The 12,682-nt window shown below is 69.7% G+C and carries 12 protein-coding genes; 5 read left to right on the top strand and 7 right to left on the bottom strand.

The genetic code is table 11. The features are described from left to right. Nucleotides 1-277 precede the first annotated feature (277 nt). Together AC5RUP_RS04575 and AC5RUP_RS04570 are read right to left on the bottom strand one after the other, a co-directional pair. Complete coding sequence (locus AC5RUP_RS04575) at nt 278-1,039, bottom strand: alpha/beta fold hydrolase (RefSeq protein WP_494158312.1); 762 nt, start codon at nt 1,037-1,039, stop codon at nt 278-280. 55 nt (nt 1,040-1,094) lie between these two features. Beyond that, nucleotides 1,095-2,102, bottom strand: a complete 1,008-nt coding sequence (locus AC5RUP_RS04570) for an NAD-dependent epimerase/dehydratase family protein (protein WP_494158311.1) — start codon at nt 2,100-2,102, stop codon at nt 1,095-1,097. Between the two features lie 133 nt (nt 2,103-2,235). On the opposite strand from AC5RUP_RS04570, the gene AC5RUP_RS04565 reads away from it, so the two are divergent. Both AC5RUP_RS04565 and AC5RUP_RS04560 read left to right on the top strand, forming a co-directional pair. Further along, nucleotides 2,236-2,895: a pentapeptide repeat-containing protein gene (locus AC5RUP_RS04565; protein ID WP_494154402.1), complete on the top strand. Its 660-nt coding sequence runs from the start codon at nt 2,236-2,238 to the stop codon at nt 2,893-2,895. Nucleotides 2,896-3,008: 113 nt separating this feature from the next. Then, the gene (locus AC5RUP_RS04560; protein WP_494133720.1) at nt 3,009-3,923 is read left to right on the top strand and encodes a phosphodiesterase; all 915 of its coding nucleotides are present in this window, start codon (nt 3,009-3,011) and stop codon (nt 3,921-3,923) included. A 9-nt stretch (nt 3,924-3,932) separates the two neighbouring features. On the opposite strand, the gene AC5RUP_RS04555 is transcribed toward AC5RUP_RS04560, so the two are convergent. Beyond that, on the bottom strand, nt 3,933-5,537 hold the full coding sequence (locus AC5RUP_RS04555; RefSeq protein ID WP_494154404.1) for a stealth conserved region 3 domain-containing protein: 1,605 nt from the start codon (nt 5,535-5,537) through the stop codon (nt 3,933-3,935). A gap of 366 nt (nt 5,538-5,903) precedes the next feature. Between AC5RUP_RS04555 and AC5RUP_RS04550 the strand changes: the two genes are divergently transcribed. Beyond that, nucleotides 5,904-6,311, top strand: a complete 408-nt coding sequence (locus AC5RUP_RS04550; protein WP_494069558.1) for a sortase — start codon at nt 5,904-5,906, stop codon at nt 6,309-6,311. A gap of 122 nt (nt 6,312-6,433) precedes the next feature. Further along, nucleotides 6,434-7,777 (top strand): Na+/H+ antiporter NhaA, encoded by a 1,344-nt coding sequence (nhaA, locus tag AC5RUP_RS04545; RefSeq protein WP_494133527.1) that lies wholly within the window; start codon nt 6,434-6,436, stop codon nt 7,775-7,777. 46 nt (nt 7,778-7,823) lie between these two features. On the opposite strand, the gene AC5RUP_RS04540 is transcribed toward nhaA, so the two are convergent. From AC5RUP_RS04540 to AC5RUP_RS04530, 3 genes are all read right to left on the bottom strand, one after another. Next, complete coding sequence (locus AC5RUP_RS04540) at nt 7,824-9,470, bottom strand: ABC transporter permease (RefSeq protein ID WP_494158310.1); 1,647 nt, start codon at nt 9,468-9,470, stop codon at nt 7,824-7,826. After that, complete coding sequence (locus AC5RUP_RS04535) at nt 9,467-10,381, bottom strand: ABC transporter ATP-binding protein (RefSeq protein ID WP_494154972.1); 915 nt, start codon at nt 10,379-10,381, stop codon at nt 9,467-9,469. Before AC5RUP_RS04535 ends, AC5RUP_RS04540 begins: the two co-directional genes overlap by 4 nt. Nucleotides 10,382-10,457: 76 nt before the next feature. Beyond that, nucleotides 10,458-11,123, bottom strand: a complete 666-nt coding sequence (locus AC5RUP_RS04530) for a TetR/AcrR family transcriptional regulator (RefSeq protein WP_494154971.1) — start codon at nt 11,121-11,123, stop codon at nt 10,458-10,460. A 219-nt stretch (nt 11,124-11,342) separates the two neighbouring features. On the opposite strand from AC5RUP_RS04530, the gene AC5RUP_RS04525 reads away from it, so the two are divergent. Next, nucleotides 11,343-12,347, top strand: coding sequence for a universal stress protein (locus AC5RUP_RS04525; protein ID WP_494158309.1), 1,005 nt, complete (start codon nt 11,343-11,345; stop codon nt 12,345-12,347). On the opposite strand, the gene AC5RUP_RS04520 is transcribed toward AC5RUP_RS04525, so the two are convergent. Next, entirely contained in the window at nt 12,331-12,669 is a 339-nt protein-coding gene (locus AC5RUP_RS04520; protein WP_494069552.1) for a GYD domain-containing protein, read from the bottom strand. The genes AC5RUP_RS04525 and AC5RUP_RS04520 overlap by 17 nt on opposite strands. Between the last annotated feature and the right edge of the window lie 13 nt (nt 12,670-12,682).

Here is a 12,682-nt window from a genome sequence, read left to right as displayed (position 1 = left end):
GCGGTTGCGGCGGAAGCGGCTGGGGCCCCGGGTCCGGGGGCGGCTCGGGCCGTTCGGGCGCGGGCGGCGCGTAGGGATCCGGACTCGGCTCGGGCCGTTCGGGCGTGGGCGGCGCGAAGGGATCCGGATTCGGCTCCGGCGGGAACGGGTGCCTGGGTCCCGGCTCGTTCGGATCGTGTGCCGGCTCCGGCGGCGGTGGAATGGTCACGGCGTGCCTCCTTGGGCAGCGGTGCGGTAGGCCTGCTGCCTGCCACGCTACAACTGTGTCCCGGACGCCTCAAGGATTTCTCCCGCCGCCCGCGACGAGGGTCAGCAAGTCCCCGGCGACGCGGTCCGGGGCGTCCCAGAGGACCGTGTGCCCGGCCCGGGGGTAGTGGTTGCGCCGGGCGGAAGGGATCGCATCGGCCAGCACATTCTGCTCGGCAGGGTCGAGCAGGTCGTCGTCGTCGCCCCACACCACGAGGGTCGGGGCCTTGACGGCCTCCGGTGGCGGCGGCGTGGCTTCGGCGAGGCCAGCCAGCGTCTGCTGCCAGACGCGGGCGGGGATTTTGAGCGCGTCCGCCAGCACCGCCTCTCGGACAGCCGGGCCGGGGTCACCCAGCAGGGTGAAGGACTCCACGAAGGCGCGGACGTCGGCGGGGTCGATGGGATCGCGGAACGCCTCGATGGCCGGGGCAAAGGGCGGCCGGCGCTGGTGCAGGCTCAGCGGCGAGCCGATGAGCATGAGAGCCCGGACCCGTTCGGGCCGGTCGACGGCGAAACGCCGCGCGACATAACCGCCGCTGGAGTGACCGGCGATCACGGCCCGTGCGATGGCCAGGGCATCCAGGAAGTCGCCGAGGTCGTTGCTGAAATCGTGCAGCCGGTAACCTGTCGCGGGCTTGTCCGAATCGCCGTGGCCGCGGGGGCTGAGCGCTATCAGCCGGAGCGACGCCGGTAACCGCTCGAAGAGCGGGGCCCAAAACCGCCAGGAGTCCCCGTAGCCGGGAACCAGCAGGACCGGAGTGCCGCCGGGGGAGCCGGCCTCGGCATAGGCCAAACGGAGTCCATTGGCGAGAGGAACGAAACGTTGGCGGGGCTCCATGGCCGGATCCTCAGGACCCCGCGTGCGCGATGGCCAGCAGCCGGCGCTCGTCGTCCGGGGCCAGGCCGGCTTTGCGCGGACGGTCGGCGCCGACCGCCAACTCCCACGCCAACGTGTCGGCCAACGTGTCCCGCAGCGGGCGCAAGGCCAAGCCGGCTGCCTTGGCGGCGGCGTTGCTGCGGGAGGAGAAGCCGGCGAAATCCGGCAGCGGAAGCCAGAGCGGCAAGGACCGCTCGCCGGCCCAGGGGTTGATGCCGGCCGCTGCCAGTTCCTCTTGGCCCAGGGACCGGACCGGACCGGTATGGTCCGCGACCCGGCGCGCAACGTCCAGGTGTGCGGCCAACGGAATGGCGTCGCCCACCGCGTTGAACTCGCCGGCCAGTCGCTGTTCGGCCGCGGCGATGAGCCAGTCGGCGAGGTCCCGGACGTCGATGACCTGGGCGTCCAACCCGGGCGCGTCGGGGACCAGGACGGCACCGTCGTCGGCCACGGGCCGGGCGAAGCGCAGGGGCCAGTAGCCGGTGCGGTCGGTGGTGTCGCCGGGACCGGCGATGAGGCCCGGGCGGACGATCAGGCTGCGGTCGGGGCCAAAGGCGCGTTGCACTGCCTGCTCGCAGGCGACCTTCGCCTCGCCGTAGACGTCCGGAGACGTCATCACGTCCGAGGCCAGGGGCGGCAGCAACGGGTACGTTTCGTCGGCGCCCGGGGTGTGGTGGTCGGCGTAGACGCTGCAGGAGGACACGAAAACAAAGTGCTCCGCCGTGCCGGCCAGCGCGGCCGCGGCACGGCGCACCTGGCCGGGCTGGCGGGAGACATCCAGTACGGCGTCCCAGTGCTCGGCCGCGACCGTGTCCAAGCCGTCCGGGGCATCCCGGTCCGCGCGCACCAGCCGGGCGCCGGCCGGAGCGGAGCCCGATGTTCCACGGGCCAGGCAGGTGACCCGGTGGCCGCGGCGCAGGGCCGCGGCAGCGGTTTCCTGTCCCAACCAGGCCGTACCGCCCAGGACGAGTAGATGCATGCTGCCCATGGAACACCGTCCCGGGCGAATGTGCACCGGTTGTTCGCACACAGCGGGGAGAACCGTCCCGAATCGGTGTGAAACGCCTTAGTGGCCGGCGGCCCGTGTCCTGAACTGTGGCTATGCTCCGTAGATGGCTAAACCCGACGACTTCACTCCGCGCCTCGACGCCCCGGACATGGGGGAACTCTCTCCCGGGCAGGCATCGGCGTTGGTTCCCGAGGCCCGCGTAGCCGGGAAGCGGTTTGCCGGTGCGGAACTGGGCGGCCGGCGGCTGGCCGGCGCCTCCTTCACGGAGTGCGAATTCCTGGATGTTTCCGCGGACGGGGCGGACCTGCGTTCTGCCGGCTTCGTGGACGTAACATTCGAGCGGCTGAATGCACCGGAGTTCAGTGCGCCGCGCTCGCGCTTCCGCCGGGTGGTGATCGACGGCTCACGCCTTGGGTCCGCCGAGGTCTACGAATCCGAGTGGGAGTCGGTGGAATTCCGCAACTGCAAACTGGGGTATGTGAACCTGCGTGGAGCCGAACTTCAGGACATGCGGTTTGCCGGCTGCATCGTGGACGAGCTCGATCTGGGCGGCGCGACCGGGCGCCGGGTGGCGTTTGAAGACAGCCGGGTCCGCAGGCTCGACCTGACCGGGGCGAAGCTGGCGCACGTCGACCTGCGCGGCCTGGACATCCGGGAACTGGCCGGACTGGAAGGCCTGCGCGGGGCGGCCATGACCCCCATTCAGATCGGCGAACTCGCCCCGCTGTTCGCCGCCCATTTCGGCGTCGTGGAGAAAACTTAGCCGCAATATACGTAACTGCCGCGCCGAATTAATCCACAGTTCAGCTTTTTTCTGTTTGGATGGTTTGTAGTGGACTGGACAGCAGGCGTCCGGCGAACAACAGAAGGTAGATGATGGACTTCCGTCAGGCCGAGCATCCACGGCCGAACCATTTCTTACTTCACATCAGCGACACCCACTTGGTGGGCGGCGACGGCCGGCTCTACGGGGCGGTGGACAGCGAAGCCCGGCTGGAGCAGATCTTCGAGGATCTGGAAGACTCCGGATCCCGCCCCGAAGCCCTGGTGTTTACCGGCGATCTGGCCGACAAGGGCGAACCGGAGGCCTACGGCAGGCTCCGCCGGATCGTGGAACCGGCGGCCGTCCGGCTGGGAGCCCAGGTGATCTGGGCGATGGGCAACCACGACGACCGTGCCGGGCTGAAGACCATGCTCTTGGACGAACCCGGCGGCTCCGAGCCGCTGGACCGGGTATACGACGTCAACGGACTGCGTGTGATGACCCTGGATTCAACTGTGCCGGGGGCACACTACGGCCGGCTGGAGGACGAGCAGTTGCAGTGGCTGGCCGACGAGTTGGCCAAACCCGCACCGCACGGGACCATCCTGGCCATGCACCACCCGCCGCTGCCGAGCGTGCAGGACCTGTCCGTGCTGGTGGAACTGCGCGGCCAGGCCGAACTGGCCGAGGTGCTGCGGGGCAGTGACGTGAAGTCGATCATCGCCGGACACCTGCACTATTCCACCTCGGGCACCGTGGCCGGGATCCCGGTGTCCGTCGCCTCTGCCACCTGCTATACCCAGGATCTGGCCGCCGACGCGGGCAGCACCCGCGGCCGCGACGCCGCGCAGGCTTACAACATGATCCATGTCTACGAGGAAACCGTGGTCCATTCGGTGGTTCCGGCGCGCGGCGGCCTGCCCGTGGGCCGCCAGGTCAGCGCGGAGCAGACCCGGCAGCTGCTCGAGGCCGCCGCCGTCGTCATCCCCGACGCCGTGAGCCCCGGCCGGATGCCGGCACACCACTAGCCCGGAAAACTACGCCGCCGGCGGTTTCTCCCACGGCGCACGGAGCGGGAAGTAGCGGGCCAAAAAGTCCGTGACCACCCGCTGGCGCTCCTCGGCGGGGACCTCCGGGAAGCTGCCGTCGTTGAGGCAGAAGAAGTCCCGGTTGCGCTTCTGCAGCAGCTTTTCCAGCTGCTTCAGGCCCGCATACATGGTGGTGTCCACGTACTTGACCTTGGCGCCGGGATTGGTCACCGCGCGGCCGGTCAGCAGCGCGTAGTAGTGGTAGAGCGAGTTGGTCACCGAGATGTTGTCTTTGGCCCGGAAGCGGCTCGCCGCCGTCGTCTTGAACTCCTCGGCGAACTCTTCCTCCATCTCCAGCAACACGGATTTGCGCAGCGGCGCGGCACAGTGCTCCAGGTGCCGGGTGGTGATCCTGCCGAAGCGGTCGTGCAGCAGCCTGCGGTTCACCCGGGCGGCATTCTCGAAACCGGACCGGTCCAGATGGTTGTCTCCGAGCCCGATCCGGGTGTCTGCCTCCACGAACTTGGTGATGCCGCCGGGGGAGAAGAACATGTCCGGACCCACCGGCCGGCCGAAGAACATGTCGTCATTCGAGTACAGGAAGTGCTCGCCCAGGCCGTCGATGTGCTGCAGCTGCGCCTCGATCGCCTGCGAGTTGAACACCGGCAGCACGGACGGGTCGCGGAAATGCTGCTCGCTGCGCACCACGCGGATGTCCGGGTGCTCGGCGTCCAGCCACGCCGGCAGCGGCGAATCCGTGCAGATGAAGATGCGCCGGATCCAGGGGGCGAACATGTAGACCGAGCGCAGCGCGTACCGCAGTTCGTCGATCTGGCGGAAGCGCGCCTCGGCGTCGTCGCCCTCACCCACCACGGCGTGCTCCATGAAACTGTTCCGGTAGCGGCGGTACTCCTGATTGTTCCCGTCCACCCAGGAGAAGACGATGTCGATCTCGAAGTCGATGTCCGTGGCGTGGTCGGCGAACATGTTTTCGATGGTGGGCCAGCGGTGCCCGTAGCGTTCCACTTCGCCGCGCACCGCCTCCGCGGCCGGCAGCGTGCGGCGCGTCAGCGAGTTTTCGATCGGCAGGTGGATCAGCCCGTTGTCCCAGCGCCACAGCTCCACCTGGACACCCGTGCCCTGGCCGTACCGCAGCCCGCCGGTCGGCTCGATCCGCGGGCGGTACAGCCGGAAGGCGCGTGCCTGGTCGCCCTCGGCGAGCTCCCCGTCGGCCACCAGCCGCGCCGTCTTCTTCTTCGCGTCCATGGTCAGCGAGTAGAACGGCTCATCGGCGCAGGCGGCCACCAGCGCCGCGCGCAGCTCGTCGCGCTTCTCCCAGTTCACCGCCACCACCGGGCGGGCATCGTTGCCGCGCACCAGCAGGTAGGGAATCTGCGCCCCGTCCAGCGCCCTGCGGACAAACAGCAGGTCCTCCACCATGGCCTGGTGCGGCGTCAGGGTGGTGTTGACCAGTGCGTAGCCGCCCTTGACCATGACCACATCGGGGCGCTCCGTGAGGCGTACGACGGCGGCGGGCGAGGCGATCTCGACCCTCGACTCCGGCGCGCGGTCGGGTTCGGGCTCGGCGTAAAACGCGTCCTGCACTGCAGGCATGCTGGTCACAAAAAACCTCCGGAAACATAGTGGCGCCAACCCGAGTAGGGGCTGCTGTCACCCATGGTAGGCGTGGGCGGGCGGGCGTTACAGACGCTACCGCCAACGAAATGAGGGCTGCGCGGATCGTCCGCGGCAGGCCACTCCTTTGACGGTACATGCAGTTTGGCCCTCACGCTGCGTCAGGACCTGCCCGGCCGGCAAAAAAATAGGGTGTGGCACGGCCACCCTGGCAGGGGCCCTGCCGTCTGCCGGGCCACGTGTTCGTCGCCTGCCGGCTCCGCCCCGTTGTCTTGGCGCTCCTGGCCGTGCAACGTTCAGCAGCATTTTCCCCGCCGCATGCCCCAGGTGTCATACGATCTGAGCATGCCGGATCTTGCCGCGTCGATCGGACTGGTGTCCGAGGTGCTGACGTGGGCTGCCCTGGTCCCGGGGCTGCTGTTGCTCTTCGTGGCCGCGGTGCTCCGCCTGGCCGGAACCCGGTGGCACCGCGCCGACGGCGTCGCCTTCGACGACGGCCGGCGCCGCGGGGTGCGCTGGTTCGACACCCGGCACGGTTTCCTGGAGGGCGTCTTCCCGACCGGAACGGGCTCCGATGTAGCCGCCGGGTCGGACGTGCTGGTCTTCTACGACGCGCGGCGGCCGGACCGCTGGCAGGTCTCCGAGCCGGAGCGGCCGGGCCGCATCGTCTTGCTGCTGGGCAAAATCCTTACCGCCGTCGGCGTGCTCTCCGCCGTCGTCGGGTTGTTGGCGATGGTCCTGGCCGGGGGCTAGCCGGGCCGGCCGTGGCGCTCGCGGCCCGGCTTTGGTGCTCGCCGCTTGCGCGGGTAGGGTGGAACCCGGTGCGCCGGGAAGTCTGGTCGGCAGTTCTGTTGTCGACGCTTTGAGGACCCGCCATGGCCGCCAAGACCCCCGAATCATCCGCCAAACCCAAGGTTTTGGGACGCGGAAGTTATGCCGAAGCGCTGCGAATCGGCGAAATCCTGCGGAGGGAAACCGTCGGCGGGGCCCTGCTGGTGGCCGCAGCCGTCGTCGCCCTGATCTGGGCCAACTCGCCCGCGGCAGACAGCTACTTCGCCCTGCGCGACTTCACCGTCGGCTACGAGCCCTGGCACCTGGAGCTGAGCCTGGGGGCGTGGGCCGCCGACGGGCTGCTGGCGGTGTTCTTCTTCCTGGTCGGGCTGGAGCTCAAACGTGAATTCGTCGCGGGGGACCTCAGCAACCCGCGCCAGGCCATGGTGCCGGTCGCGGCAGCCGTTGGCGGAGTGGTCGTTCCCGCCGTCATCTACGCAGCCATCAACTGGGGCAGCCCCGAAACCATCCGCGGCTGGGCCATCCCGACGGCGACGGACATCGCGTTCGCGGTAGCGGTCCTGGCCGTCATTGGATCGCACCTGCCCAGCGCGCTGCGGATTTTCCTGCTGACGCTGGCCGTGGTGGACGACCTCATCGCCATCGCCATCATTGCGTTCGTCTACACGAGTGAGATTCAGGTCCCGGCACTGCTGCTGGCCCTGGTCCCCATCGCGCTCTACACCTTCCTGGCCCAGAAGTTCCGCAGCTTCTTCGGGAAGCATCATGCGGCTTTGTGGGCGGTCCTGCTGCCCATCGGCATCGTGGCCTGGGCCCTGGTCCATGCCTCCGGCATCCACGCCACCATCGCCGGCGTGGTGCTCGGCTTCACCGTCCCGGTGTTGCGCAGCAAGGCCAGCGGCGGACCGGAAGCGGGCCCGGGGCTCGCCGAGATCTTCGAACACCGGCTCCGGCCCGTGTCCGCCGGCTTCGCGGTCCCGGTCTTCGCGTTCTTCTCCGCCGGCGTTGCCGTGGGCGGAATTGATGGATTTGCCTCCGCCCTCGGCGATCCGGTGGCGGTCGGCATCATCGCCGGCCTGGTGCTCGGCAAGCCGATCGGCATCGTCGGCACCACCTGGCTGATGAGCAAGCTGACCCGGGCGGAGCTGGACACGTCGATGAAGTGGGTCGACCTGTTGGGCATCGCCATGCTGGCCGGCATCGGCTTCACCGTCTCCCTGCTGGTGGCCGAGCTGAGCTTCGGACTGGGCACGCCGGCCAATGACCACGCCAAGGTGGCCATTCTCGCGGCATCCCTGCTGGCCGCGCTGCTGGCAACGGTGGTGCTGCGCGTCCGCAACCGGCATTACCGGCGCATCCAGGCCGAAGAACGGGTCGACGCGGACAACGACGGCATTCCGGACGTCTACCAGGACGGCAGGGCGTAGCCGCACTGGGTTCGCGGCAGCTCCTCGGCCGCTCCTCCGAGCGCCGTCAGGCCTCCAGGTCCCGGCGCCGGAACGTTAGCGTGCCGCCGCCGATGAGCAGCAACGCGACCGCCGACATCCAGGCCAGCGGCAGCACGTCCAGATCCGCGGCCGGTACGCGCGGGACCAGCCCGAACGGCTCGGCGTCCAGCACCGCCTCCGGCAGGTTGAGCACCGCCCCGTACATGCCCACCAGCAGCGCAGCGATCAGCAGGATCCAGACCCACCAGGTACCGCTGCGCAGCCCGTAGGCGAGGGTGCCGGCACCGGCGAAACAGAGGATCAAGGGCAGGAAGGCCAGCCCGGCGGGAGCGAATTCCGCGATCACCGAGCCGTCGCCGACCACCGAGAGCGCCCCCAAGGCCAGGCCCAACCCGGAGACCACGAGCATCAGCGCCGAGGCCAGCGCGGTGACCAGCAGCGCGGACAGGACCCAGTGCGCCCTCCCCACCGAGGCCGCGAGCACGGCCCCCGTCCGGCCGTCGGCTTCTTCCTTGCCGAGCCTGCCCATGGAGATCACGGCGAACACGGCCACGGCCATGGCGAAATACTTCAGGAACGCGGCCAGGGCCGTCCGGAGGAAGTCGGAGCTGTCGTCCAGGCCCAGCACCGCGGCCAGCTGCGGCTGTGACTCGTAACTGTCCACCACCGCCTGGGCCAGGGACCCGGTCAGAACGGCGAAGACGAACAGGCCGAGCGACCAACTGAGAATGCTGCCGCGCTCCAACCGGAGGAACAGCCCCGGCAGCCGCACCAGCAGCGGCGTGGCATTGGCGCGGCCCCGGCGGGCGGGCACCAGCCCAGCGGCCAGGTCGCGCCGGGCCTGCAGCAGATACGCCGCCGGCACCAGCAGCGCCGCGAGCGCCAGGCACAGCAGCAGGGGCCACCAGCGCAGCTCGACATAGGCCCGCACCTGCTGGGCCCAACCGATGGGGGAGAGCCACGACAACGCGGTGCCGCCCAGCGCCTGGGCATCGCCGATGCCGCGGAGGATGTACGCCAGCCCCAGCAGCGCCCCGGCCATGCCGCTGGCTGTCCGCGCATGTTCGCTCAGCTGCGCGCTCAGCGCCGCTACCGCGCCGAAGACGATCCCGACCAGCGCCGCTCCGGCCGCCATCGACAGGGAATCGAGTGCCGCGAGACCGTTGGCCACCAGTGCGGCGAACAGGGCCGCTGCCACCGCCAGGTTGGTGAGCAGCATGACCGCCAGCGCGGCGGTCAGCGGTGCGCGTCGTCCCACGGGCCCGGCCAGGATGAGCTCGGCACGCCCGGCTTCTTCATTGGCCCGGGTGTGCCGGACTACCGAGAAGATGGACATCAGCGCGGTGGCCACCGCCAGCATCCCCAGCACTTCGTTGGCCAGCATCGGGCCCAGGCCGTAGTTCTCCAGGCCGTACCCCGGGCCGGCCAGCAGGGCGCCGGACGGGTCCTGCATGATCGCCGCCCGGCTCTGCCATGCCGCCTGGTCGCCGTAAACCTGGGGCAGCACCAGCGCGAAGTAGCTGATGAACCCGCCGATGGCCAGAGCCCAGACCGGGATCCGCACCCGGTCCACCCGCAGCGCCAGGCGGAGCAGCCGGCCGGTCCCGGCCAGCGCCTGATTCCGTGGGCTGTGCGCACGGGAGACCCACGGCGCCGCGGTCGACGTGCTCATGACCTGCCGCTTTCGGCTGCAGCCCGCCCGTCGGGGCCGTACTGGTGGACGAACAGTTCCTCCAGGGTCGGCGGCGTGCTGGTCAGGCTGCGGACACCCAGCGGGAGCAGGGCCGCCAACGCGGCCGGCAGTGCGGCTTCGTCAACGGTGAAGTGCACGCGCCCGTTGTCCCGCCGGAGGTCATGCACGCCGGTGAGGCTGCCCACCGCGGTGGCATCGCCGTCGGCCACCACGACGACGGCGGTGCGCCGCAGGTGCCTCAGTTCCGCGAGCGAACCGGTTTGGACAGCGCGGCCGGCCCGGATGATGGTGACCTTGTCGCACAAGGCTTCCACCTCGGCCAGGATGTGGCTGGAGAGCAGCACGGTCTTGCCGGCGTGCCTGGACTCGCGGATGCACTGCTGGAATTCCAGTTCCATCAGCGGGTCCAGTCCGGACGTTGGCTCGTCCAACACCAGAAGCTCGACGTCGCTGGCCAAGGCGGCGACGAGCGCGACCTTCTGCCGGTTGCCCTTGGAATAGGAGCGTGTCTTCTTGGTGGGATCCAGGTGGAACCGTTCCAACAGTTCGGCCTTGAGCCTGCGGTCGATCCCGCCGCGGAGGCTGGCAAACAGGTCGATCGCCTCGCCGCCGGTCAGCTTGGGCCAGAGGCTGACGTCACCGGGAACGTAGGCCAGCCGGCGGTGCAAGGGCACCGCACGGGTCCACGGGTTCTCGCCGAAGAGCCGCACGGTTCCGGCATCGGCCTTCAACAGGCCGAGAATGATGCGGATGGTGGTGGACTTGCCGGCGCCGTTGGGGCCGAGGAAGCCGTGGACCTCGCCGGGTTCCAGCACCAGGTTGAGCTTGTCCAGGGCGCGGACGGAGCCGAAGGCCTTGTCCACTTGGTTCAGGTCGATCACTTCAGACATGGAAACCATCTGCTTCGGGCGGACTATGGAAGGAACACGGGTGCGCGGGGCGCGGACGGGACTCAAACGCGGCGGGTCAGGAACCGGGCGGGTCTGTCACATACAACAGGTAGGCGTCGAGCAGGTCGCGGTTGGTCATCAAGCCCTGCGTGTAGAGTTCCACGTTGGCCAGGCCGTGCCGGTCCAGGTAGCCGCGCATGATGCCGGAAAAATCGGTGGGATCCTCCGGCGGGTGAAGCGTCAGGTCCAGCAGCATCGCCCCGAATCCCTGGATGGTCAGATAGAAGGCGCGCGCCTTCTCGTCGACGGACGGGTGGATGGTGCCGGCGGCGACGCCGTGGGCCAACCAGGCCTCGGCGTCGGCGGCGAAGTGCTCGATGAAGGACTGGGCCAGCTCGCCGCCGGACTGCAGGCTCCGCAAGGCGTAGCCGACCAGCGGCGCCGTTTCCTCCAGCTCAGCCATGGCCGCCAGCAGTTCCGTGGGCGAGCCGGGTTCGACTGCCTGTTGCTTGTACGCGCCGATTTTGGCCAACACGTACTCGTCACATGCCGTCCGCAGGCCGTCTTTGGAACCGAAATGGTGCAGGATCAGCGCCGGGCTAACCCCCGCCGCCTCCGCAATGGCGCGGACGCCCACCCGGAAACCCCGACTGCCAAACAATACGACGGCGGTGTCCCGGACCCGGGCGCGGGCGGTGAGATCACTGGGTGCGTCGCCCCGGGGCGGCGCTGCTGAACGCATGTTCAGTAGTCTAAACCTGTGTTCAGCCCACGGCAACGGTTTCTTGAGGGGGCCGCCTCCCGGACTCCCGGCCGGTCGCCGTCGCCCGCCCGCCCTCTGGCCTCCCTTCTGGCCGCCGCCCGGCCGCCGTCGGACGCCGGCGCCCCGGCCTCCCGCCCGGGGCGTCGCCGGAACCCGCTGCCCCTACTCAGCCGCGCGGCCGTCCCCTAGGGTGGAGGCATGGAAGAGGTCGTCCTGGTGGGATTCGACGGCTCGGAGACCAGCGCCCGCGCGCTGGACTGGGGGTTGTTCGAGGCCCAGTCCCGCGGATGGCCGGTGCGGCTGGTCACCGTCGTTTCAACCGCGGGCGTGGACGATCCGGAGGTGGACCACCAATATCTGGCCTCCGCCCGGCGCGGCGGGGAAGGCGTGCTGCAGGCGGCGCTGGACCGCGCCGGAGCGCTGGGACTTCAGGCCGAAGGGCACGTGATGGCCGGGGATCCGAGCGAAGTATTGGTGGACGAATCCGCTTCCGCCGGACTGGCCGTGGTGGGCAAGCGCGGCCGCGGGGGCTTTGCGGGACGGCTGTTGGGCAGTGTCTCCTCGGGCCTGGCGGCGCACGGCGCCTGCCCCACGGTGGTGGTGCCGCAGCGCTGGAAACCGGGTGCGACGGCCGCCGAGCTTTCGCAGGATGCCGCCGCCGAACTGCCCGGCGGACCGGTGCCCTGGCTGCTGCCGTCGCCGCGGGAGGGGGCGGACCGGGGGCTGCATCCGCCGGACGCCTCCGAAAAGTTCAGCTACGCCGGGCAGGTGGTGGTCGGCGTCGACCAGTCGGGCAGTGCGAATCCCGCCCTGTGGGCGGCGGCCGAGATGGCCAGCCGGCGTGCCGTCCCGCTGCGGATGCTTTCGTCCCGGGCGCCCTTCTACCGCGATTCGGTCTGGCTGGACCGCGCCGAGGGTGCGCACCGGTTCCGCGAGGAGGTCGCAGCGGAGCTGGACGGCCCGCTGCGGGAGGTCCGCGGCCGCTACCCGGACCTGGATGCGAGCTGGAACTTCTATCTGGCCAGGCCCGCGGAAGTCCTGATCCACGCCACCCGCACGGCCCAGCTGATGGTCGTGGGTACGCGCGGCCACGGCGGATTCCCCGGCCTGTTGCTGGGCTCGGTCAGCCAGGCGGTGCTGCACCATGGCTTCTGCCCCATGATGGTGGTGCCCAAGGGCGTGGACGTCAGCCGGACCCCGTGACGCCGGGAGCCCGGTAACGGACTTCGCCGGCCATGCGCAGGGCGTCGATGGTCTCGTCGATGGTCAGCAGCACGGTTGTTTCGAAGGAGCTCAGCGCACCGCCTCCGCTGATGGCCAGGGCGACGGCGGCCATGGAGACGTTGTTCGGGGCCTCCCACACGCTGTAACCGTCGTGCATGCCGAAGGCGTACCAGAAGCCGTGCAGTTTCCCGCCGACGGATTCGATGTAGGCCTTGGCCGCCTTCCCTCGGTCCTCCGGGTTGTTGATCATCCTGGCCCAGGTCTCCGGGGTGTAGCTGAACTTCGAGAGATACAGCACCATCGGCTTTCCTTTC

The organism is Arthrobacter sp. Y3223151 (assembly GCF_059091125.1).
This window is presented reverse-complemented; position numbering and strand designations above follow the sequence as displayed.

Coding starts and splice junctions, on each gene's coding strand:
- AC5RUP_RS04570 (WP_494158311.1), bottom strand. CDS start 2,102: ATGCATCTACTCGTCCTGGGCGGTACGGCCTGGTTGGGACAGGAAACC.
- AC5RUP_RS04565 (WP_494154402.1), top strand. CDS start 2,236: ATGGCTAAACCCGACGACTTCACTCCGCGCCTCGACGCCCCGGACATG.
- AC5RUP_RS04560 (WP_494133720.1), top strand. CDS start 3,009: ATGGACTTCCGTCAGGCCGAGCATCCACGGCCGAACCATTTCTTACTT.
- AC5RUP_RS04555 (WP_494154404.1), bottom strand. CDS start 5,537: ATGCCTGCAGTGCAGGACGCGTTTTACGCCGAGCCCGAACCCGACCGC.
- AC5RUP_RS04550 (WP_494069558.1), top strand. CDS start 5,904: ATGCCGGATCTTGCCGCGTCGATCGGACTGGTGTCCGAGGTGCTGACG.
- nhaA (WP_494133527.1), top strand. CDS start 6,434: ATGGCCGCCAAGACCCCCGAATCATCCGCCAAACCCAAGGTTTTGGGA.
- AC5RUP_RS04540 (WP_494158310.1), bottom strand. CDS start 9,470: ATGAGCACGTCGACCGCGGCGCCGTGGGTCTCCCGTGCGCACAGCCCA.
- AC5RUP_RS04535 (WP_494154972.1), bottom strand. CDS start 10,381: ATGTCTGAAGTGATCGACCTGAACCAAGTGGACAAGGCCTTCGGCTCC.
- AC5RUP_RS04530 (WP_494154971.1), bottom strand. CDS start 11,123: ATGCGTTCAGCAGCGCCGCCCCGGGGCGACGCACCCAGTGATCTCACC.
- AC5RUP_RS04525 (WP_494158309.1), top strand. CDS start 11,343: ATGGAAGAGGTCGTCCTGGTGGGATTCGACGGCTCGGAGACCAGCGCC.
- AC5RUP_RS04520 (WP_494069552.1), bottom strand. CDS start 12,669: ATGGTGCTGTATCTCTCGAAGTTCAGCTACACCCCGGAGACCTGGGCC.